General features: G+C 34.8%; 21 protein-coding genes. 12 read left to right on the top strand and 9 right to left on the bottom strand.

Features of this window, described 5'->3' with window-relative positions:
* Positions 1 to 18: 18 nt before the first annotated feature.
* From B0G92_RS10680 to B0G92_RS10670, 3 genes are all read right to left on the bottom strand, one after another.
* Positions 19 to 501, bottom strand: a complete 483-nt coding sequence (locus tag B0G92_RS10680) for a nuclear transport factor 2 family protein (protein ID WP_101472187.1) — start codon at positions 499 to 501, stop codon at positions 19 to 21.
* A gap of 37 nt (positions 502 to 538) precedes the next feature.
* Positions 539 to 994 (bottom strand): hypothetical protein, encoded by a 456-nt coding sequence (locus B0G92_RS10675; RefSeq protein ID WP_101472186.1) that lies wholly within the window; start codon positions 992 to 994, stop codon positions 539 to 541.
* A 166-nt stretch (positions 995 to 1,160) separates the two neighbouring features.
* A complete protein-coding gene (locus B0G92_RS10670) occupies positions 1,161 to 1,451 on the bottom strand; it encodes a hypothetical protein (RefSeq protein WP_101472185.1) in 291 nt (96 codons plus the stop codon).
* A 314-nt stretch (positions 1,452 to 1,765) separates the two neighbouring features.
* On the opposite strand from B0G92_RS10670, the gene B0G92_RS16700 reads away from it, so the two are divergent.
* The gene (locus B0G92_RS16700) at positions 1,766 to 2,389 is read left to right on the top strand and encodes a hypothetical protein (protein WP_101472184.1); all 624 of its coding nucleotides are present in this window, start codon (positions 1,766 to 1,768) and stop codon (positions 2,387 to 2,389) included.
* 47 nt (positions 2,390 to 2,436) lie between these two features.
* Here the strand turns inward: B0G92_RS16700 and B0G92_RS10660 are convergent, their stop codons facing one another.
* Entirely contained in the window at positions 2,437 to 3,348 is a 912-nt protein-coding gene (locus B0G92_RS10660; RefSeq protein WP_101472183.1) for an NAD(P)/FAD-dependent oxidoreductase, read from the bottom strand.
* Between the two features lie 146 nt (positions 3,349 to 3,494).
* Between B0G92_RS10660 and B0G92_RS10655 the strand changes: the two genes are divergently transcribed.
* Positions 3,495 to 3,869, top strand: coding sequence for a Fur family transcriptional regulator (locus tag B0G92_RS10655; RefSeq protein WP_101472182.1), 375 nt, complete (start codon positions 3,495 to 3,497; stop codon positions 3,867 to 3,869).
* Between the two features lie 12 nt (positions 3,870 to 3,881).
* Here the strand turns inward: B0G92_RS10655 and B0G92_RS10650 are convergent, their stop codons facing one another.
* From B0G92_RS10650 to B0G92_RS10640, 3 genes are all read right to left on the bottom strand, one after another.
* Positions 3,882 to 4,505 carry a hypothetical protein gene (locus tag B0G92_RS10650; protein WP_143395021.1) on the bottom strand — a complete coding sequence of 208 codons (624 nt, stop codon included), beginning with the start codon at positions 4,503 to 4,505 and terminating at the stop codon, positions 3,882 to 3,884.
* Between the two features lie 49 nt (positions 4,506 to 4,554).
* Positions 4,555 to 5,295, bottom strand: coding sequence for an SDR family oxidoreductase (locus tag B0G92_RS10645; RefSeq protein ID WP_101472180.1), 741 nt, complete (start codon positions 5,293 to 5,295; stop codon positions 4,555 to 4,557).
* Between the two features lie 68 nt (positions 5,296 to 5,363).
* Entirely contained in the window at positions 5,364 to 5,954 is a 591-nt protein-coding gene (locus tag B0G92_RS10640; RefSeq protein WP_245867804.1) for a Crp/Fnr family transcriptional regulator, read from the bottom strand.
* 33 nt (positions 5,955 to 5,987) lie between these two features.
* Between B0G92_RS10640 and B0G92_RS10635 the strand changes: the two genes are divergently transcribed.
* The 8 genes from B0G92_RS10635 to B0G92_RS10600 all read left to right on the top strand — a co-directional run bounded on the left by B0G92_RS10635 (position 5,988) and on the right by B0G92_RS10600 (position 16,463).
* Complete coding sequence (locus B0G92_RS10635) at positions 5,988 to 6,554, top strand: Crp/Fnr family transcriptional regulator (protein WP_101472178.1); 567 nt, start codon at positions 5,988 to 5,990, stop codon at positions 6,552 to 6,554.
* A 64-nt stretch (positions 6,555 to 6,618) separates the two neighbouring features.
* Positions 6,619 to 7,752, top strand: a complete 1,134-nt coding sequence (locus tag B0G92_RS10630) for an FAD-dependent monooxygenase (protein ID WP_101472177.1) — start codon at positions 6,619 to 6,621, stop codon at positions 7,750 to 7,752.
* Positions 7,753 to 8,121: 369 nt separating this feature from the next.
* Positions 8,122 to 11,892, top strand: a complete 3,771-nt coding sequence (locus tag B0G92_RS16695) for a hypothetical protein (RefSeq protein ID WP_180326429.1) — start codon at positions 8,122 to 8,124, stop codon at positions 11,890 to 11,892.
* Positions 11,893 to 12,044: 152 nt separating this feature from the next.
* Positions 12,045 to 14,330: a hypothetical protein gene (locus B0G92_RS10620; RefSeq protein ID WP_121366412.1), complete on the top strand. Its 2,286-nt coding sequence runs from the start codon at positions 12,045 to 12,047 to the stop codon at positions 14,328 to 14,330.
* An 11-nt stretch (positions 14,331 to 14,341) separates the two neighbouring features.
* Positions 14,342 to 14,659, top strand: a complete 318-nt coding sequence (locus B0G92_RS10615) for a hypothetical protein (RefSeq protein ID WP_101472175.1) — start codon at positions 14,342 to 14,344, stop codon at positions 14,657 to 14,659.
* A gap of 290 nt (positions 14,660 to 14,949) precedes the next feature.
* Complete coding sequence (locus B0G92_RS10610) at positions 14,950 to 15,471, top strand: hypothetical protein (RefSeq protein ID WP_101472174.1); 522 nt, start codon at positions 14,950 to 14,952, stop codon at positions 15,469 to 15,471.
* 275 nt (positions 15,472 to 15,746) lie between these two features.
* The gene (locus B0G92_RS10605; RefSeq protein WP_101472173.1) at positions 15,747 to 16,268 is read left to right on the top strand and encodes a hypothetical protein; all 522 of its coding nucleotides are present in this window, start codon (positions 15,747 to 15,749) and stop codon (positions 16,266 to 16,268) included.
* A gap of 12 nt (positions 16,269 to 16,280) precedes the next feature.
* Positions 16,281 to 16,463 carry a hypothetical protein gene (locus tag B0G92_RS10600; protein WP_101472172.1) on the top strand — a complete coding sequence of 61 codons (183 nt, stop codon included), beginning with the start codon at positions 16,281 to 16,283 and terminating at the stop codon, positions 16,461 to 16,463.
* A gap of 582 nt (positions 16,464 to 17,045) precedes the next feature.
* On the opposite strand, the gene B0G92_RS10595 is transcribed toward B0G92_RS10600, so the two are convergent.
* A complete protein-coding gene (locus B0G92_RS10595; RefSeq protein ID WP_101472171.1) occupies positions 17,046 to 17,630 on the bottom strand; it encodes an HD domain-containing protein in 585 nt (194 codons plus the stop codon).
* Positions 17,631 to 17,769: 139 nt separating this feature from the next.
* Here B0G92_RS10595 and B0G92_RS10590 point away from each other — a divergent pair, with 139 nt between their 5' ends.
* Together B0G92_RS10590 and B0G92_RS10585 are read left to right on the top strand one after the other, a co-directional pair.
* Positions 17,770 to 18,033 (top strand): hypothetical protein, encoded by a 264-nt coding sequence (locus B0G92_RS10590; RefSeq protein ID WP_101472170.1) that lies wholly within the window; start codon positions 17,770 to 17,772, stop codon positions 18,031 to 18,033.
* 105 nt (positions 18,034 to 18,138) lie between these two features.
* Entirely contained in the window at positions 18,139 to 18,534 is a 396-nt protein-coding gene (locus tag B0G92_RS10585; RefSeq protein WP_101472169.1) for a hypothetical protein, read from the top strand.
* A 281-nt stretch (positions 18,535 to 18,815) separates the two neighbouring features.
* Here B0G92_RS10585 and B0G92_RS10580 read toward each other — a convergent pair whose 3' ends face one another.
* Positions 18,816 to 21,221 carry an alpha-ketoacid dehydrogenase subunit alpha/beta gene (locus B0G92_RS10580; RefSeq protein WP_101472168.1) on the bottom strand — a complete coding sequence of 802 codons (2,406 nt, stop codon included), beginning with the start codon at positions 21,219 to 21,221 and terminating at the stop codon, positions 18,816 to 18,818.
* Positions 21,222 to 21,404 lie beyond the last annotated feature (183 nt).

Here is a 21,404-nt window from a genome sequence, read left to right as displayed (position 1 = left end):
TAATAGAGATTATTAATTTTAATTGCCTATGTTATTCTTTTGTTGGTATTTTCTCAAAGATTCCAAAGCCTGGTGCTGTACTTTTTTATGAAGAAAGGAAGACCATCCAAACAATAAGCCCGTTGTTCCCAAGGCTTGTTTTGCCCAATTCCAGAAATCAAACGAGTCAGTATGTTTGATAATCAGCCCGTCTTTAAATTCAAAAGAAGCGTTTATTTTGTTAACGACCTTTCGGTTGGTTTTTGTGAAATGGTAAGTGGCAATCCAGGTGGCGGTTCCTTTTTGTCCGTCAGCTTTGATATTGGCAAATTTGATATTCAGGTTTCCTTTTGCCCGTTCAATGAGCATATGCCACATATCAGAAACATCTTTTCCGTGCAGTTTTCCAAAAGCAGGGTCTTCAAAAACAATATCCGGATGGTAGCAGCTGGACATGGTTTCTGCATTTTGGGCAGCAAAGGCTGCATAAAACTCTTCGATAATCTGTTCGTTGGTGTTCATTTTTCAGGTTTGGTATGCTAAAATAGGTAAATATTGCCTACGGTGTATAAATATCTGTCCAATCTGTTGAGCGAATGGCGGCTACCTTGTTGTCCTTATCTAACGTAACCTGTAATTCTTTTTGAGCAAATTTTCTTTGGTAATCCGCTTTATATCTAAAGATAAGTGATTCGTCGGTATTATTCCTAATCACTTCAACCAGTCGTAAGTCTTCAAATTTTCCGTACTTGATTGAGAATTTCCTGCAGGTGCTCGATAGTCTTTCTATGGTAGTGTTTTGTATTACCTTGTCGGTTGCTTCTTCTTTTGTGAAAGGTTTGAATTTGGAAGTATTACAGGCATTCAGTACTCTTTTTCCCAGTTCGTAGGCCTTATTTTTTTGCGACGGACTCACTTGAGAGAGTTCTAATTTTGCCATTTTTGGAGTCGATGGTTTTGATTTGCACGCTCCCAGAATAGCGATGCCAAACAACAGTAAGAATATTTTTTTCATAGTAATAATTCTTTTGTTTTTAAATAATATCGTTTTGTCAAATGGTTTATTTATAGTGATATAAACAATATTATATAAAGTAAAAAATTAGATGTATTTAAATGTTTTTTACACCCGTAAATGACTTTTGATTAAATAAGCCAGCAAACTTTGCCGGCTTATCTGTTTAGTTTTTAGATTTCTTGATTTCGACAGAGGCATCATTTTTAGAAACGCTGATACCCGTTTTATTTTTACCGTCTTTTGTTTCAACCGCAGCGCCATCTTTGCTTACCGAAATATTAGTTCCATCTTCATCTTGTGGTGTAGCGGGTACTCCGGTTGTTGGCGAAGGTGGTGGTGTAGGGTTATCTACAGGTGGCGTTTTAGGAGCAGGGTCAGGTACTTTTTTATCTTCTCTGCAGGAGGCAAAAGCAAAAAGCGCTGTCATGCCAACGATAAGGATTGACTTTTTCATGGGATAGGAATTTTAAAGGTTTATATTTTGAATTTACTCAATTTTATTTAAAAACCCTAAAATAGATGGCCCAAATCACCAATTTTATGAAGATATTGGGAATTGTTGTGATTTTGACAAGAGTTGGCTACATGTTATTTTTTTCTAAAAATTCCAATGTTAAGTTTTTGCATCCGGTGAAAACTTAACATTGGCGAATAGGTTAAAGACTTAATTTTGTTAACGTTAAATTTACAATAGATTAACTTTAGCGAAATGCGCTGGAATACTTCAATTAATTTCTAATAATATAAACAAATAGTAAATTCAATAAGATGAGTCAGATAAGCGAAACCAATTCAGGCAATACGCCAGAGAAAAGCCAGGATGCTCCAAAAGCAACTCCGGCCGCAGCCAAACCGGCAAGTCCAAAAACAGCTGCAACAGCAAAAACAACAAGGCCCGCTGGTACAACAGCTAAAACCACAACAGCAAAGCCTGCTACTGCAAGAGCAACAGCACCAGGGACAACAGTGGCAAAACCAACTACAACAAAACCTGCCGCAAGAACATCCAATGCTTCAAAAACGATTGCTTCCAAACCTGCAACAGCAAAAACGGCAGCAGTTTCAAAAACGACTACTGCAAGCAAAACTGTTTCTGATAAATCGGCACCTAAAGAAAATGCAGAAGTAGTTTCGCAAGAGGCAGAAAAACCGGTAGCAGCACAGGCAGTTCAAGAAAATACAGAAGAAGTAAAGAAAGATAAGAAGAAGTCTAAAAAGGCTAAAAAAGAGAAGGAAAAAATCAAAAAAGCCAAAAAGAAGAAGAAAGAAAAAGCAAAAGCTAAAAAGAAAAAAGAGAAGGAAAAGAAGAAAAAAGCCAGAAAAAAAGCGAAGGCAAAAAAAGCAGCCAAAGCGAAAGCAAAAGCCAAAAAGAAAAAGAAATCTAAAAAATAAGATGGAAGTATAAAACCGGCGCTAATTTACCGCCGGTTTTTTATTTGTTAGCTATTGAATGCTTCTCCTGTCAATTCGTTATTAGCAAAAACTCCGGCAATTGAACCGGTAGAAACAGACACGGCAACAGACCTTCCGCTTGTACTGTCTCCGCAAGCAAATACGCCGTCTATATTTGTTTTTTGAAAAGCATCGGTTTTTATAAGTCCCTGTTCCGTCAATTCACAGCCTAATTCTTCAGGAATAGGGCAGTGTTGTATGTAATTAGGTCTGCAGTAAATGGTTTCTACAGGAAATTGGGTGCCGTCTTTAAAGACGATATGACGCACTTTCCCTTTGTCGTGTTCAATATGACTAATAGCTTCTTCGATGATTTTTACTCCGTTTTTTTTGACTATTTCGGCCTGTTCTGCTGTCAGTATTGAAATTCCGTCAGTGAAAAGTGCAAGGTCTTTTGTCCAGTTTGATAGCAGTTGCGCATAATGAAAACCGCTATCCTCATTGGCCAAAATAGCGGTTTTAGTATCACGCGCTTCATAACCGTGGCAATAAGGACAATGCAGAATAGAAATGCCCCAACAGTCGGCAAAACCATCTATTTCAGGCATAATATCTTTTAATCCGGTTGCAAAAATCAATTTTTTTGAAGTGAATTTTTCTCCTGTTTCTGTGATTACTTCAAAATCATTCCCTGTTTTATGCGCCTTTATAGCCAGACCTTCATGAAAATTGACGGTGGGATAATCCATCACCTGTTTTTTTGCCTTTTGTGAAATTGCTGCTGGTGTTTCCCCGTCTTGTGTCAGGAAATTGTGGGAATGCGGTGTCTGCCTGTTACAAGGTTTTCCGCTGTCAATAATCAGGACTTTTCGTAAAGAACGTCCTAAGCTCATTGCTGCCGAAAGGCCGGAATAGCTACCGCCTATAATGATAACTTCAAAAGTGTTGCTGTCTGCCATTGTAATCGTATTTAGATTAATAAAAGTGGGTAGAGGTGTGGTATGTTAAAATTAAGCAGTAAAATCCAAAATAGATTTCTGCTAAACGTATCAAAGATAAATATTTTTTGTATTATTGCAACTAAGTCGCATTAAAAAATAAAATTATGAGTACCCGAAATACCAAAACAAAAAGTATAATCCTTGATTCATTGAAGAAATCCAGACAGGCACTAAGCCATGAAAATCTGTTAAATACTTTAGACGGACAGGCAGACAGGGCTACGATTTACAGGGTTTTGAATCGTTTTTGTGATGAGGGTATTGCACACAGGATTATAGGCGATGACGGCAAGCAATATTTTGCAATTTGTATTAATTGTGAAAAGAAAAACCATCATCACAACCATTTTCATTTTCGTTGTTTAGGCTGTGATAAGGTAGAATGTATGCCCAACGAAGCCAATCTTAATTTGCCTGCGGGTTATAGTGTTGCTAATTTTAATGGTTTTATTTCAGGGTATTGTCCTAATTGCAATTAAGAACTATTTGCCTTAGTGAATGGTAATCCAATCTGTTTTGGCGTTGAAATCTATTACTTTGCCGGGAGCGTCAGGGGTTTCATAGTTGCCTACCTGATGTTCGGGGTCTTTCATAAATACAAAATCCCAGTTTGCTTTTTCGTCATACAAAAATTCCCAACTCATCATAAGATTTTGATATAGCGGTAAATTATCGTAATGACGCTGGATGTCTTTTATGGTAGCATTGGGGTGTAATCCGCTATCTGTTTTCAGTTCTTTGTGTATGGCAGCAATAGCGAGTAATATATTAGTATCCATTTCAGGAATAAGTGCCAAAACGGGCTGGTCTTTCCAATAGTAGATATACGCATCGCCACCTCCATCAAATCCAAAATCAAAGGGGTCGCATCGTTTTCGGGTGAGTCCTCTCAGGTATTTTTCGCTTTCTTCCAAAGACATGCCTACGTTTATGCGTCCTAATCCTCCTTTTCTGATTTGGAAATCCTTAAAGCGGAAGCTTTCTTCTGATGGAATTACAGCGGTTTCTATAGTTTCAGTTGGTTCTTCTTCTTTTACTGCATTTTGGATTTTGGTTTCTTCTTTGCAGGAGCAGAATAGGAATAAAGAGAATAATAAGGTTGCTTTTAGTCTCATAGAATGGGCTTTATTGCAAATATAGAAGATTACCGCAATCATTTTTGGCTCATCTCAAAGAATTGATTTTTCTGAACGCAAATTTAGGGGCAAGGCGTGCGAGATAATACAATATCCTGACTTTGCCAACCCTTATTTCATTTTTTTCGTTTATTAGGCCTTTGATCATTTCATTTACAGCCTTATGAGGTGTTATGGCTATTTTTGGTGCATTGCCTTCGTGCCAGGGAGTATCTACAACAGGAAATAATACTTCTGTCACTTTTATAGAATTGTTTTTAAGCTGATTTCTCAAAACCTGAGTAAACGAGTGCAGCGCAGCTTTGGTAGCGTTGTAAAACGGATAATTCGTTCTTGGCACATAGACCAACCCCGTAGTAATATTGATGATTTTTGCATTGGGATTAACTGCTAGCAATGGCAGGAATAGTTGGCACAGGTGAATAGGTGCCTGGAGATTGGTCGCTATTTCCCGGGCTGATTTTTCGTAGCTTTCTGTATCATCAGCAAATTCAATACGATGCACAATAGCCGCATTGTTGATTAGTATATTTATTTCTGGATGGTGTTCTTCAATCCATTTGCTCAACCTCCTACGTTCTTCTTCAACAGATATATCACAGGTATAAGTTAGTATTCCAGGCACTGTCTTTTGTGCCTGCCGTAATTTTTCGGATGTTCTCGAACAAACAATTACTTTGTTTCCCAGACTGATAAACTGTTTTGCCATTTCAAGCCCCAGACCGGAACTTCCGCCCGTAATCAGGATGGTGTTGTTTTGAAAAGTCATTAAATTCTATTTTAATAGGTTTATGGCCCAAAAATAGAAGTAGCAATCGGTTAAAAAATTGACTTATGTTAAGCGGGCTTATTTTTTCGGATACGGCTCAAGGATTCAGGCTGTATGCCAAGATAGGAAGCTACAATTTGCAGTTTTATTCTTTTTTCCAAATCGGGGAATTCAGTTGTGAAAATCTTATAACGCGCTTCGGCATCCAGTAAAAGCAATTCCCTTTCTCTTTTTTCTTTGGTAAAATATCCTTTTTCCAGCGCCTGGATAAGAAACTTGTCCCAAAAAGAATCCTCCTGTTGCAGCAACAGCCATTTTTTATAATCTATTTCCAGTATCTCGGAGTCTTCAAGAGCCTGAATGTAAAAGAAGGACGATGTTTCGTAGCGCATAGCCGAGTAGGCACTCAAAACGGTAGCTGCCGGAATAAAACCTTTGGTAAATTCATTCCCTTTTTCGTCTATGTAATAATACCGGAAGAGTCCGTTGATGACAATTGCAAATGTTTTTGGTGTTTGTCCTGCGGAAATATAGTCTTTACCGCTGCTTATTGGTTTGGTTCTGGAAATAGATAATAACTCCCCGGCTTGTTTTTCAGGAATGCCTAACAGTTTTAGTACATCTTTTGGACTGTCCATCGCATAAAATTTGCTTTCCAAATTACTATTTTTGTTTCAATAAATTATCAAACCATGATAAATGAAGCAGAACTCGCTCAACGTTTGGGATTAAATGCCGACAGGCTAAAAGAATTCTTATCTGTTTCTGAAACCAGGGAGTTTAAAAAGAACAGTATTCTCTTTGAAGGCAATGCAGTTTGCGATTGGTTGGGCTATATTGTCAATGGAGCTGTAAGGACTTACTGCGTGAATGATTTGGGAGAAGAAATCAGTTTCTTGCTTCAGGTGAATGGTGACTTTTTTGGCGATTACGAAAGTTATATAACCAATCAGAAATCCGGTTTTATCATCAAAACTACCTTAGATACGGAAATTTTGGTTTTTCAAAAGAAGAATCTGGATACATTAATAGACAGTGATATTTTCTGGACCAGGTTCAGTAAAACGATGTCGGATATCTGTTTTTTAGAAGCAAAGCGCAGAATAGAGGATTTGCTTTTTTACAGCCCTGAAGAACGTTATCAGAACCTTTTGCGGAAGTCGCCGGAAATCATCAGGAAAATACCTCAGAAATACATTTCAAGTTATTTAGGTATCACGGCACAATCGCTGAGCCGTATCCGAAAACGAAGCAATTAATTAACTTTAGTGAACGTTTTTTCATTTTCGGTACTGCAATTTTGCCTTATCAAAATATCAGCAAATGGAAATAGCGATCATAGGAGCAGGAATAGGAGGACTAACTACCGCCTTAGCTCTAAAAAAAGCAGGAATCTCTTTTAAAGTTTATGAAAGTGCGGACGAATTAAAACCCGTAGGCGCAGGCATCATATTGGCAATGAATGCCATGCAGGTATACCGTCATCTGGGTCTGGCCGATACGATTGCCCGGCATGGGAATAGGATTACTGCCATGAATCTTACCAAACCCAATTTTACCAAACTTTCATCCAATGACCTTCGTTTTTTCGAAAAACAATTAAATGTCAGTACAATTGCCATTCACAGAGCCGACCTGCATAAAATATTGGCAGAAGAAGTAGGGCTGGAACATATCATTTTGGGCAAGAGACTTAAGGATATTATTCCTTATGAAAACATTCATCATGTTGAATTTGAAGACGGTACATCGGTTAAAGCCCGATACCTTATCGGTGCCGATGGAATCCGGTCTGTTGTAAGGACATTGCTATTCCCGAAAAGTGAATTGCGTGATGCCGGACAATGGTGTTGGCGTGGCGTAGTTGACAAGGTCGAATTGCTGGGAACCTATAGGAATGAAGCTAATGAAGCCTGGGGAAAAGGCACCCGGTTTGGTTTTGTCCAGCTTAACGAACGTCAACTATACTGGTATTTTCTTGCTGATAAGGATATGGCGGAAGTTGATTCTGACATTCTACCTTTTTTAAAAGATTATCATCCATCGGTAACACAAATTATAAAAGCCACTCCAAAGAAAAATAGGTTTGTTTCTCCAATTATGGATTTAAAACCCATACAGCAATGGAGTTTGGATAACGTTTGCCTTATTGGTGATGCGGCCCATGCTACGACGCCTAATTTGGGTCAGGGAGCCTGCCAGGCAATTGAAGATGCTCATGTGCTGGGAGAGTTGCTTAAAAAGCATTCTATAAATGAAGCGTTCCGACTTTATCCGATGTTACGGAAGGAAAAAGCACATGCAGTAGTGAATATGAGCTGGAAAATAGGAAAGCTATCGCAGATCAGGAATCCGTTAGCAATTGCTTTTAGGGATTTTGTAATGAAAACTACACCTCAATATTTTAATAGAAAACAGTTAGGGAGGTTACTGGTTCTTCAAAATAAAGTTGATTAGGTAATTATCTTAATATAATAAGAAAAAAATACAATAGAAGCAGTTGGAAAATCTCTTTTTCAACTGCTTTTATTTTTTAATTCCTAAAAAACACATGTTGCTAAATGTATGATTTACATATGTTTATATTTTTTTTGTTATAATTTAAGTTAGATAAGGCTTGTAGAGTGATACAGATCAGTTATTTAAAAATTTATTTGAAAATAATCTTATTTTTATTTGAAAAGAAGATTTATTTCTTATATATTTGCATTGTAATCATTCGATAATAGCCATTCAAAATCTTGTTGTCCGGAAAACAATACCAAAGAATTCTATTTGCCACGAATATTGCAAGAAATTAATCTTATAATTTAAACACGAAAAAAAATGAGTACAGAAATTAAAAACACGCTTTTCCGATTTGTAACGATGCGTTCGCCGGAATTGCCAGAAGAAACTAACAAGGACAAACGTTTTGTTTATCGAATAGCGAATGAATCTGGGTTTGATAATGCTGTGACAAATAGACCGATCGGTACTAGCAAATGGGCAGCCATGAAAAATTTTTCAGAAACTTTTAATCCTGTCAAAGAGGAAGGAATTAGTGATTATTTTAACCACGATCTACAGCAATTTGCAATTTGGATAACAAGAAATAAATATTCTTATACTGCTTCTGAATTGGCAAATAAAGTTACAGGTTTAGGTAATGTCTTGAATACTGTTGATAGAACTGTTCTTTGGGACAATTTTTTCTATCAGGTAATAACCCAAAAAGATTTTTATTTAAAAGAAATTTTTATGCAACTTTTGGTTGCGGTGCATGTTTTAGAAAATTTCGATGCTAATAATACTAAGTTACTCAAACATTTGATGAATGCTAAGGTAGTATTGCCTAAAAAACTTTTTGTAGAAGATGTTCCTGCATTACCGAATACTCCATTAGAAGCTAGAAGTGTTGAAGAAGGAGAAGAACAGACTATCACATTACCAAGCGAGGAAATGAAAAGGGTGCAGGCCATTTCTCAATCAAATGCAAATATTGAAAGACACAGAAAACTTAAAAAAGAGCTGCAAAAAGTTGAAAAAATTTATAATAGAGATTATAAGATTGCTTATGATCTTGCTTTAGAGCAATATGAAGAAGACATAAAGCCTATTTTGGCTACTTACGAAGCTGCTCTTGAGGCGGAAAGACAAAATTGGTGCACTGTAAGGGATCCTCAAGTGCCATACAATCCTAATGATCCGTGTGACAATCCGGTTAGTATTCCAAAGCCAGAGTTGCCAAAATTTGAATTTAGATTCAAGGATCAGCTGGATTTAGCTTATTTTCAGAGCGTATTATCAGCTCCTTCTTATGAAACACTTTTGGAGTTATTGGAAATTGAAACAGAAATTGCATCAAGATCAGACATAATTGAAAACTTTTCTCTTGATCCTGTTATGCCTTCTTTCGAAGGACTCAACCTTTTGATTGATGATGGTATTAATCATAATACAGGTGTCATTATTGGTAATACACCGGGACAAGGCAATACTTCTATTAGTATAGGTGGCGTATTAATTCCAGCTACAGGAACACTAGAAATCTTAGCAGCGCCGTTTGCCTACCAGATTTGCCCAAAAAGTTATAAGAGTCCTACTCTTGCAGGAACGTATGTGAATTTTGATCTTTCTTTTTCGACACCGGATTTGTCTTGGCAAATAATTGGGGTTACCACTATAACAGAGAGCTTATCTGGAGTAAAAACATATGGAACTGACTTTACACAAAGTTGGACAGGAAATAAAGTGACGTTACCGAATCTTCATACTAATGGATTGACAGAAGACGAGTTTTATTCGACCCTGAAAACATTGACTGTGGAGATTGCTTTTTCAAATGGTGCTAAAAAATCACTCGCTGTTAATTTCTTCCAATCGCTTAATTGTGTATCTAGGAGAAGTATGGTAACTATTGCTGATCCCAAACAAGAAGTACCTGAGATACCAACAATACCATCTGTACCTCAAACGGGTTCTGAAGGAACGTTTATTCCTTCCGGGTTTGGTGTAAGACAGCTAGGGATTGCCGATTATAAAAAAGTAGAGCAAAGTATCCAGGGTTATGTCGAAGGTGAAGTAGCGGCGATAGAAAACGTCATGGCGCGCGAATATAAAGAAAAAGCCACCCGTAGGCTACGTAGAAGCGAAAACACAACTACAACTTCGTCTGAAAGTGAAAGAGAGCAGTTGACAGATACTACAAGTACTACACGCCATGAAATGCAGAATGAAGTTGCCAAAATTATTCAGGATAATAAAGATTTTACTGCTGGAACTTTTTTTAATGCTGATTTAGGTAAGTATAATATTGGTGGTAATGTCAATATGGCGACACATTCATCTAAAGAGGAAAGTACACGTCAGGCTGTGACCCAGGCTAAAGAAATTACGGAGCGTGCGATGGAGCGAATCGTTGCAAAAGTCAAGGAAGAACGTATTGAAAAAATCATTGATGAATTTGAAGAAAATAACAAACATGGTTTTGACAATACAAAAGGCGACAAGCATGTTGTGGGCGTTTATCGTTGGGTAGACAAGGTATTCAAGAACCAGGTTGTTAACTATGGCAAGCGCCTTATGTTTGAATTTATGATTCCTGAACCTGCAAAACTGCATTTTTTGGGTATGGCTGAAAATCAAGCAATAACAAAATTAGTAGAACCGGTCGATCCAAGAACCTATAAGGATCCAACAAACGCAGCCGTTAAATTCAACTTAGAGAACTATGCTTCGGTAAATGATAATACGGTCAGATATTGGGCAGGAAAATACAATGTTGAAATACCTAACAAACCGGAAGACATAATTCATTGTGGCGCTTCATTTGGAGTTGCTTATGATGGAACTTCCGCATCTCGACATGAAGGGGCTGCAGGATCAGGAAAGATTGAAATTCCTGAAGGATATATTACGACTCAAGGATTTGTAAATTTTACAGCAGCAAAAGATAATGACAGACAGGTATATTCCGGGATGCATGTCACGCTTGGAAGGGTAAATAAATCTATCTCAAGTCATGATGGTGGAATCTGGCTCAATGACTCATTTCCTTTGACAGGTTACGTACAAAGTGTACCGGTTTCTTATACGATGGCAAATTTCTTCCATGGTAATGTCAATGTTTCGGTTGAATGCAAGCTTACTAACGAAGTAAAAGATAGATGGAAAAAGGAAACTTTCAAGGCAATTATAGATGCCTATGAAGATGCCGTTGCAGAATATGAGCAAAAGTTAGCGGAAGAAAAGGCAAAAGAAGTAACGATCAAAGAAGCGAATAGTGGTTTTTATCGTCAGATTGAGAACCTGATACTGCGTAAAAATTGTATTTCTTATATTATTGATCAGAATGCTACTGCAAAAAGAACTTATGGTAAGGATATGAGCAAACCACTAGGCGCAGGAGTTGTAAAAAACTTTGGTAATCATGAAATACAGGTAGATGCCAATCTTGATGACTATACAGCTTTCGTGAAATTCATCGAACAGGCATTTGAATGGGACATCATGTCATATAATTTCTATCCATATTACTGGGGAGCAAGACAAAGCTGGAATAAACTCTACCAACACGAAAACAACGACCCATTGTTCCGAAGCTTTATACAGGCAGGTATGGCAAGAGTTATTGTAACGGTTAAACCAGGATTTGAAGAAGCTGTAAGTTATTATATGCAGACAGGCCAAATCTGGAATGGTGGCGAAGTACCGGTAATTGAAGACAAATTATTCCTTTCTATTGTAGACGAATTGAATCAGACAGAAGGACAGAAAGAAGGAAAAGCATGGGCAACAAGAATCCCGACTTCCCTGACTATCCTTCAGGCAGACAGCATCGGATTAAAAGTGGAAAAAGCATTGCCATTTGATGAAGACTTGTCTGATTTTGAAGATCCGACATCAGTACCACAATCTGAAAATTTCTATGTCAGTGATTCGTTGCTTAGTGGAGAAGATGAAAATTTAGCGGAACAAGTTGAGGAAATAGCCTCAAAAATGATAGGAAAAATAGCTATCGAAGATGGATATTTAAAACTGAAGACTAATTCTGAGCCAAGCCAGACTATCTCACAGATTACTATTGAAACCCTTAAGGAATCCATGAATTTTTAATCTTAACCACAAGGGAAGAAGGTAACCCTTCTTCCCTTATTTTATAATAAAAGATATGGCAACAAATATATTTGAAGATTTTGATGAGAAAATTCTAAAGTTTCTAGAAAACACTCGAAATAGTATAGTAAATAATTTAAAAAATAAAAACAATGCCAGCAGTTACAGATTTATCGAAATTAATGAAAGACTTAAGTAACTGGGAAAGTGATTCATCATTATGGTTTGATATAGATAATTATGAAACTTATGAGCAAGATTTTCCAAGTGCTGGAACAAGTCCGGTAGTGAATTTTCCCATTGAAATTCCCTTTAAAGTAAAAAATTCTCTTACTGGGAAAGAGATTAAAATTCCAATAAATGTTGAATTTAGTAGTGAAAAGGGATATATTTCTATTAATCCCAATAATAAAATCAACTGGGACGTAAATATTAATGTTTCAAATAAAGAAATAAGATATTCTTTAAAATACCCATTTAATGATACACGTAAGAAGAAAGATAAATATGCAATTGTTATAGAATTAAAAAGCACATTGCATTTTAATCTAACATTAAGTTATTTGAAAATGGCTATTAAAAGTGAGCGTAATTTTCAATACGCACGTTCTCGTTTTAATAATGCATTTACAGAAGCACAAAGTCGTCCAGATAAACTCGATTGGATGTATGAAAATGCCCTTGATTTTATAATCAAAGAGCGAGGAGATGATACTCTTTGGGCTGATATGTTCATACTATCTAAATATGATGAAAGCAAATGGTTTGTAGACACAGGTTCGGCTATTACTAATTTGTTACAAGGTTTTAGTAGTACTCAAAAAACATTTGAGTATTTTAATATGTTTCCAGAGACAACTTTTGAAATTTATAACAATATTAGCAGTTATGATTATAAGCTAATGTTTTGCCAGTTTCTTATTGGCTTAAATTATCTTTTCCCTCCAAAAAGGTTAGGAGATATGCCTATTTTTACTCAAGGAGGAGGACATGAATTGATAAAAGGCAAGCCAATACAGAATGCAAATAAACAATTTATGATTACAGATAGAGTACAAACAGGGACAAAGAACGAAAGGGTAATTGTAAATAGATATGCAATAAATCAGAAAAGAGTAATTTATAAAATTATTGAAGAAAGACAGTTGTCGCCACTTGATTGGGTTATCGTTGTTGATAATAATATTAAGAGGAATAGTGGGAATGCCTTGCAATCTCTACCTGTTCCGGCTCTTTATGCTTATTATTTGGCTGATAGAAAAGCCCATGAGGAATTAATGAAAACTTTGCGAATTTCATTAGATATTCTTGTTATAATAATGGCAGTAGGTTCATTAGGAACGGCAAGCGGACTCTCATTAGCGATTGCTGCAGTGGAGATTGGAGTAGCTACAACAGATCTGGCGCTAATGGATGAAGATGTCAAAACGTTTTTGATGCAGTATGAAGAAGGACAGTGGTTTGTAGAAAATTGGGATGTTATTTACGCAATGCTTGGAGCCGGGATGCTGACGACAAGTTTAGTTCGAGGAATATTGCAAAATGGTCCTCAACTACTACAACAATTAAAAAATCTTAAAAATATTGGCACTAAAAACCAGACTTTCGTAAAAGAGTTAGAATTATTCATAGTAAAAATTGAAGCCAGTAATGTAGGTAGAAATCTTAAGCCTCAATTGCTTGAAGAAGTTATTATTGTTAGTAATCCTACGAATGTTTCAACGATAAAAAAAATTCTTAAATTGGCATTCTCTTCTACAGATGATTTTATTGAGTTTGTATCAAAAAATCTTGCTAACAAAGGAATTAGTGCAAGAAAGATTGAAGAAGGAATTTTTGAAGTTCTTTATAAAGGGGTAGTTGTTGAAAGTGGTAATGAAAAGAAAGTAGGCGTTTTTTTAAAAAAAATGTATTACAAAGGACCTAAGAAAACTATAAGAATTCTGGATGATTTAATCAATGTAGCAAAAAGACTTAATTTCAAGCTTAAAAAAATGGAAGCAAAGTATATTGGTGAAGAAACAGGACGTGGATGGAGTTCGCCTATGAAGGTCAGATATTTAGATGAGACAGAAAGATTAGAATATAAACTTGTGATCAAAGAAGGGAAGCTTTATGATGGTTCAGGTAATTTATTTGATACATTAGGTACTAAAACCATATTTGATAAAGAAAAAGCAATTTTTGTATTGAGTCCGGATGGAAGTATTTATGCGTCGAAGTTTCATTTTCCGAAAAAATTCCATCATTCAAGTTTCCTTTCTGGTAACCCAGTAGCCAGCGCAGGAGAAATTAAAGTATCTAAAGGTGTAATTCAAGAAATTTCGGCTAAAAGTGGTCATTATAAACCAAATAAAGAAATTAATAAACAAATAATTCAACACTTAGCAAATAATGGTGTTGATATTAAAACAATAAAAATAATCGATGGATTTTAACAAGTAAAAAAATGGAAAAAACTTATTTACAAATACCAATATTTCCGCTATATGATGTTGTATCAATTATTTCAATAAAATTAACTGATGACGATGCAGAATTTTTAAAAAGTGGATACACTTTAGCAGAAAGGAAACACATACATGAAGCTTTAGTTTGGGCTAAAGATAATCCAGATTTTGAATTTGAAAGTATAATGGATAGGGCGCCTATAGTAGGTAAATTGCCATTTTCAAATGAAGAAATATATGCTTATCTAATGAGATTTAAAACCTTTATGGAAGAAAGCAAGAGCTTGCTAATAGAAGAAAGCAGTCCGAAATACTAATTTGTGTAAGACGTGAAAGAATTAAATTTTTTTTCAAAAAAAATCCAGCTTAAAGCTGGATTTTTTATTTATAGCGAATTATTACGATAAGTCAGGAACTTTCAAGATGCATTTGATTTAAAAAAGTAATTTTTTTTGAACATAAGAAGTTTTACGCCAGAATATATATTAATATGTTTGCATAAAATGTGTCTGAGAATTTAAGATCATCGAAAAAGTAAATAATATGAAAAAAAGTTTTATATATAGGGTGTAAGACCAATGTATAAAATTAAAGGTCAATAATATTTATGATAACACTAGAGGAAATAAAAGAATATTTTGGAGAAGAATGCAGAACATTTCCAGAAGTAACAGAAGTAAATGATAAGTTATCTGAAAAGACAAAACAGATTTTATATAAAATAGGTCTTCCAAATTATTCAGGATATGGCGGGGAATATATTATGCTAGATAAATTACAAATCATTCATAACAGGTATTTAAAATATGGTACCCGAAAAAGAGATAGTGAGTTTTATAGCGAATGTATTGATATGTTTACTGGAGAGATTGTTTTTAATTTAAATTATAAAGGAGATAATAACGAATACCATTTTTGGAATTCCAATTTGGAAGCATATCTTAAGTATGTATATACGTATACAAAATATGTCAATGAATTCGAGATTCCTCAAAAACTAGGTGATTACTATAAAAATCACTCTAAATATGCAAAAGAGTTAAAACGTCAATTTTTACAAATAAATAAAGATGTTGAGAATGGGTGTTGGGCTAATCTTATTGAAGAAATGGATTTGGGAGTAATTTAAAATAATTGGTTTTATTCAATAACTAAAAAGGAATAGATTATTTAAAATAAGTTTCTTTATATCTCAAAAAAAACCAGCCTCAAGCTGGATTTTTTTATTTGTAGTGAATTATTACGATAAGTAAGAAATTTCAAGATACATTTTATTTAAAAAGGTAATTTTTTGATTATAAGAAGTTTTACACCAGAATATATATTAATATGTTTGTGTAAAATAGATATGAGAATTTAAGACCATTGAAAACGTAAATAATTAAAATTAAAAGGTCAATATTTATGATAACACTAGAGGAAATAAAACAATATTTTGGAGAAGAATGCAAGACATTTCCAGAAGTAACAGAAGTAAATGATAGATTATCTGAAAAGACCAAATATATTTTATATGAAATAGGCCTTCCAAGTTATTCAGGATATGGTGGTGACTATATTACGTTGGACAGATTACAAGTCATCAATAACAGATACTTAAAATATGGGACACGAAAAGGAGATCTAGCACATTATAGTGAGTGTATTGATATGTTTACAAGTGAGATTGTTTTTAATTTGAATTATGAGGGAGATAATGATGAGTATCATGTTTTGAATACTGATCTTGAAAGTAGCCTTAAGTATGTATATGTATACGTAAGATTCAGAGCAGAAATTAAAATCCCTCAAACATTTGGGGAATACTATAAAAACCATTCCCAATATGCAAAAGAACTAAAACGTCAATTATTACAGATAAATGATGATGTTAAGAATGAAACTTGGGCTAATCTTATAGAGGAAATGGATTTGGGAGTAATTTAAAATAATTGACACGTGAATTACACAGAAAAACAAATAGACACAATTGCATTACAAGTAATGAAAGACATAGATTGGCCTTATAATATTAAAAAAGGCCCTTCATCTTTTGAAACAACTATAGAAGAGCAGTATGAAAAATATAAAAAATTGATGGATTTGAGGAAAATAAACACAAAATATTTGCTTTTTGGGTAACAAGTTTTGAATTTCCAGAAGAAGAAGGTTGGAATGGTAGAAATATGATGTTTATTTTAACAAGAGATGATAATGGTGAACCTTATGAAGTAGGACATAGACAGTCAAAGTTTAAAATTTTGAAAAATGAAGATGGGAAATATTATACGGAGCCACTAAAAAGATAATTTTTTTATCTGTTGGAAAAAATTGCAGTAAAATAAAACTATTGATATGAAACTTTCTGAAGAAAAAGTAATTCAAATTGCCAAACTGGTTATGAAAGACATTGATTTGGTCTTATGAGACAAAAAAAGAACCTATCCCGGTAGATTATAATATTGAAAGACAAATAGAAAATGTCTGTTCACAGAAAAATCATCCGATGTATAATGTTACATAGCTACTTTTTTTCCTTACTGGAAGGTCTTTTTTGAATTTCCTGATGCAGAAGGATGGAATGGTAGGAATCTGATGTGTGTGTCAAATTTCCCAAGATTAGTTATTTAAAAAGAGAAGTTCAAGAAGCTGAAGAAACATTTTACGGAGTGTAAATAAAAAAAACACAGCAATGGCTGGATTTTTTATTATAATGAAATATGATTAATATAAACCGGGGAATTTTTCAGGATTCACTTCGTTTAAATAAATTGTATAATTTTTGATTTTTTCTAGCAATCGATTTGAGAGAAGAGTATTTGAAGGACTTAGTTCTTTATGAATTAACTTAGATTCTTCATAATATTTTTCTTTTTTTTCTAAGGACCAATGTTTAGGTGGTGGTTGTAGGTTTACAATTCTATCTGCTATCTTTACTAGAGAAATTTCTTTTGGTTGTTGATTAATCCTTCTAAGGCTATCTGCCATTCTTTCCTTTTTATTTTCGATAGTTTCATTTTTTGTTAAAGCCAAAACACCATCGGCTATTTTTTTTCCAAATTGATTTTCAATATCATGATGTGTAAATGGAGTGTCTTCAATAGTATCATGAAGAATAGCACAACCAATTGCTAGTTCTATATCGTAAATATTTTCTGTTTGTAATAAAAAGATATATAATTCTTGAACGACACTTCCTATATGATTAATATACGGAAGCTTTTCGCCTTTGTGGTTCGTGTAAAACTGATTCAAGTGAGCTATTGAAGCAAAATTCCAATACTTTTGTAAGACATCTGATAACAACATTTTGTATATTTTATATTTCAAATATAGAGTATATGTTTTAGTTAAAAGCAAATAATATTAAAATCATTATCCGGGAATTTACTAAATAAAAAGAAAAAGTAAATAGATTAGATCTTAATAATATTCCAATACCAAACTTATGAACAAGCAAGAAATTTTACAAAAAGTCCAAAATTTTTTAGATAATAAAAAAATAAAGTATATAAAAAAAAGCTTAGATTATCTGGCCTTTAAAGAAAAAGGGCTTGTTAGAGATGGTACAACCAAAGGAATGCATTTGGTTACATATGATTTAGATTTCAAGGCTGATTTTCCTGTGAAGCATACTGTTGTTGTAGATTCTGAAAATTTGGAATTAATGTATATAGTAACCCCTCATGGCTATATAGAAATAGAAAAATAGGATTTTAATCTAGCAGTTTTTTACTTTATCTTGACATATGGACTTGAAAGTTAAGAATGTACATCCCTGATGAAAGTGTAATAGTAATATTAACAAAGTAAAGCCATGAATTCATATTATTTAATATTTAATACATCTGATACAATAGTTTCTGCTCCAGATTTAGAGCAGGCTTATAGTAAGTATTCAGAATTACAAATTAATGATAGTTTAAAAGAAAGTATCAAGAAGAGAATTGATTCAAAAAAAGATTTTGAAATAAGTGTTTCGGAACTCAAATTGATTGCTCCTTCTTTTGAAAAAAGGATAGAGGAATTATTAAAACATCCTTTTAAAGAGAAATTAAGATTAAAGTACCCAGAACAGTATGGAAGCCAGCCTTTTGTGTACAATGGTACAACATATTATTTGTATCATAAAGGGAGGGAGTTTTATATTGATGGCTTAATTTATAAAGTTCTGTATTTTAAAAAATTGGTAGAAGAATATAGATGCAAATAGGCCATTAAGATATACCCTCAAAAAATAAACTTTAATTCATTAAAGAAGAAAAAGAAGTCTTTGAATGGGTTTTTGAGCATCCAAATTATAATTTTAACGCACTTTTGATAATTATTTTACTCAATTCTATTCTAATAAAGAATTATTTCAAAGTATATTATAAACGTGTTCTTTTTCTTGATAAAAAGTATAACAAAAAGGAATTTTTTATTAAACCAGAAGATTTTAAATAAACAAAAAATCCAGCTTTACGCTGGATTTTTTATTCATATAAAAGACTATTAATACAAATTCGGGAATTTTTCAGGATTCACCTCATTCATAATAGCGTATACTTTTTCATAAATATCTTCAACAGATGGCTTAGAAAAATAATCTCCATCGGTTCCGTAAGCCGGACGGTGTGCTTTTGCAGCTAGTGTTTCCGGTTTGCTGTCCAGGTATTTGTAACCGTTCTGTTCGTCAAGAATCTGTTGCAGGATATAAGCTGAAGCTCCGCCAGGAACATCTTCGTCTATGACTAACAGACGGTTTGTTTTGGCAAGTGATTTTACGATATCGTGGTTGATGTCAAAAGGCAATAACGACTGTACGTCAATGATTTCAGCATCAATACCTATTTCTAAAAGCTCTTTTGCAGCTTGCTCAACCAATCGCAATGTTGAACCGTAAGAGACCAAAGTAATATCTTTTCCTTCTTTAAGCGTCTCAATAACACCAATCGGAGTTTTGAATTCTCCCATATTTACAGGCATGGCTTCTTTTAGTCGGTAGCCGTTTAAGCATTCCACAACTAAAGCAGGTTCATCCGTTTCTAATAAGGTATTGTAGAATCCGGCAGCTTTGGTCATGTTTCTGGGAACCAAAACGTGTATTCCTCGAATAGCATTGATAATCATTCCAATTGGAGAACCGGAGTGCCAGATACCTTCCAAACGGTGTCCTCGGGTTCTGATGATTAGCGGTGCTTTCTGTTTTCCTTTGGTTCTGTATTGTAATGTAGCCAAATCGTCACTCATAATCTGGATAGCATACAACAGATAATCCAGGTATTGGATTTCAGCAATAGGACGTAATCCTCTCATCGCCATTCCAATTCCCTGTCCTAAAATTGTAGCTTCACGAATACCGGCATCGGCTACACGCAGCTCTCCATATTTTTCCTGCATTCCTTCCAGACCCTGGTTCACGTCACCAATATTACCGGCATCTTCACCAAAAACAAGCGTTTCAGGATATTTGCTGAAAATAGCATCAAAGTTGTCGCGGATGATAATTCTTCCGTCTACTTCTTCCGCATTTTCTGCATATTGAGGGCGTACTTCTTCTACAGAAAAAACATTTTGGTTGGATTCTGAGAAAAGGTTCGAGCTGAATTTTGGCTGTATTTTTTCAATATAAGCTGTAATCCAGTGTGCTAACTGGTTTTTACCGTTTTCTTTAGCAATTAGACGTAACACTTTTCGCGCTGTTACGATAATATCTTTACGGATTGGTTCTTTAATACCTGCTAAATCAGAAGAGAACTTTTGGATAAAAACCTTGTTCTCGCTTGAAGCTGCAATGTTTTCTAATAGAGCAACCAATTCCTTCTGTTCTGTTTTTATTGGGTCTACAAAAGCGCTCCATGCCGCTTTTTTGCCTTCAAGAACCTCTTTTTTAACGGCATTGTCAATCTCATCTAATTCTTCCTGAGTTGCAATATTAATAGCAATCATCCATAATTTCATCTGACGGATGCAATCGTAATCAGCTTCCCATGCCAAACGGTCTGCATTTTTATAGCGTTCGTGCGAACCTGAAGTTGAGTGACCTTGCGGCTGAGTCAATTCCTGAACGTGGATGAGCACAGGAACGTGTTCTTCTCTTGCAATTTGTGCTGCCTTTTCATAAGCAGTGACCAAAGCAGGATAATCCCATCCTTTTACGCGGATGATTTCATAACCTTTATTTTCATTGTCTCTTTGGAAACCTTTCAGAATTTCAGAGATGTTTTCTTTTGTAGTCTGGTATTTGGCATGTACAGAAATTCCGTATTCGTCATCCCAAACGCTCATTACCATCGGAACCTGTAAAACTCCGGCAGCATTGATGGTTTCAAAAAACAAACCTTCGGATGTACTTGCATTTCCAATGGTCCCCCAGGCAATTTCATTACCATTGATAGAAAAATTGGTTTTGTTGTTGATTCCTGAAACGTTTCGGTATATTTTAGAAGCCTGTGCCAATCCTAGCAATCGAGGCATCTGGCCTGCAGTAGGAGAGATGTCGGCACTTGAATTTTTCTGTAAGGTAAGATTCTTCCACGAACCGTCTTCATTCAAACTGTGTGTCGCGAAGTGCCCACCCATTTGACGTCCGGCAGACATCGGGTCATGGTCAATATCGGCATGGCCATAAAGTCCGGCAAAAAACTGTTGTATTGTCATTTGCCCAATAGCCATCATAAAAGTCTGGTCGCGATAGTAGCCGGAACGGAAATCTCCATTCTTGAAAGCCTTGGCCATAGCCAGCTGCGGCACTTCTTTTCCGTCACCAAAAATCCCGAATTTGGCTTTTCCGGTCAAAACTTCACGGCGCCCTAACAGGCTGCATTCCCTGCTGATAACGGCAATTCTATAGTCATTCAATACTTCAGTTTTGAAATCTTCAAACGAAAGTTCTTTTTTGGAAGCTATCTGTGTCATAAAATGGAATTTCTTGAATAGAAAACAAATTTAATCATTTCTGCTTACAAAACAAGAGAGAATTAATTTTGATATTTTCAGTCAAGTTGTTTGAAATGCTGTTTTGGATAGAAAATAATCAGGAAAACCTCTTTAAAATTATTTTTTATGCAATTTTAAGACGAAATAATTGATTCTCAATAT

It is taken from the genome of Flavobacterium lindanitolerans (assembly GCF_002846575.1).
Taxonomy (GTDB): Bacteria; Bacteroidota; Bacteroidia; order Flavobacteriales; family Flavobacteriaceae; genus Flavobacterium; species Flavobacterium lindanitolerans.
This window is presented reverse-complemented; position numbering and strand designations above follow the sequence as displayed.

What these genes read in the sequence shown, in the direction of transcription:
- B0G92_RS10670 (WP_101472185.1), bottom strand. Translation starts at nt 1,451, where the DNA reads ATGAAAAAGTCAATCCTTATCGTTGGCATGACAGCGCTTTTTGCTTTT.
- B0G92_RS10630 (WP_101472177.1), top strand. Translation starts at nt 6,619, where the DNA reads ATGGAAATAGCGATCATAGGAGCAGGAATAGGAGGACTAACTACCGCC.
- B0G92_RS10650 (WP_143395021.1), bottom strand. Translation starts at nt 4,505, where the DNA reads ATGAGACTAAAAGCAACCTTATTATTCTCTTTATTCCTATTCTGCTCC.
- B0G92_RS10585 (WP_101472169.1), top strand. Translation starts at nt 18,139, where the DNA reads ATGAATTCATATTATTTAATATTTAATACATCTGATACAATAGTTTCT.
- B0G92_RS10580 (WP_101472168.1), bottom strand. Translation starts at nt 21,221, where the DNA reads ATGACACAGATAGCTTCCAAAAAAGAACTTTCGTTTGAAGATTTCAAA.
- B0G92_RS10660 (WP_101472183.1), bottom strand. Translation starts at nt 3,348, where the DNA reads ATGGCAGACAGCAACACTTTTGAAGTTATCATTATAGGCGGTAGCTAT.
- B0G92_RS10645 (WP_101472180.1), bottom strand. Translation starts at nt 5,295, where the DNA reads ATGACTTTTCAAAACAACACCATCCTGATTACGGGCGGAAGTTCCGGT.
- B0G92_RS16695 (WP_180326429.1), top strand. Translation starts at nt 8,122, where the DNA reads ATGAGTACAGAAATTAAAAACACGCTTTTCCGATTTGTAACGATGCGT.
- B0G92_RS10590 (WP_101472170.1), top strand. Translation starts at nt 17,770, where the DNA reads ATGAACAAGCAAGAAATTTTACAAAAAGTCCAAAATTTTTTAGATAAT.
- B0G92_RS10675 (WP_101472186.1), bottom strand. Translation starts at nt 994, where the DNA reads ATGAAAAAAATATTCTTACTGTTGTTTGGCATCGCTATTCTGGGAGCG.
- B0G92_RS10680 (WP_101472187.1), bottom strand. Translation starts at nt 501, where the DNA reads ATGAACACCAACGAACAGATTATCGAAGAGTTTTATGCAGCCTTTGCT.
- B0G92_RS16700 (WP_101472184.1), top strand. Translation starts at nt 1,766, where the DNA reads ATGAGTCAGATAAGCGAAACCAATTCAGGCAATACGCCAGAGAAAAGC.
- B0G92_RS10635 (WP_101472178.1), top strand. Translation starts at nt 5,988, where the DNA reads ATGATAAATGAAGCAGAACTCGCTCAACGTTTGGGATTAAATGCCGAC.
- B0G92_RS10620 (WP_121366412.1), top strand. Translation starts at nt 12,045, where the DNA reads ATGCCAGCAGTTACAGATTTATCGAAATTAATGAAAGACTTAAGTAAC.
- B0G92_RS10605 (WP_101472173.1), top strand. Translation starts at nt 15,747, where the DNA reads ATGATAACACTAGAGGAAATAAAACAATATTTTGGAGAAGAATGCAAG.
- B0G92_RS10615 (WP_101472175.1), top strand. Translation starts at nt 14,342, where the DNA reads ATGGAAAAAACTTATTTACAAATACCAATATTTCCGCTATATGATGTT.
- B0G92_RS10610 (WP_101472174.1), top strand. Translation starts at nt 14,950, where the DNA reads ATGATAACACTAGAGGAAATAAAAGAATATTTTGGAGAAGAATGCAGA.
- B0G92_RS10595 (WP_101472171.1), bottom strand. Translation starts at nt 17,630, where the DNA reads ATGTTGTTATCAGATGTCTTACAAAAGTATTGGAATTTTGCTTCAATA.
- B0G92_RS10655 (WP_101472182.1), top strand. Translation starts at nt 3,495, where the DNA reads ATGAGTACCCGAAATACCAAAACAAAAAGTATAATCCTTGATTCATTG.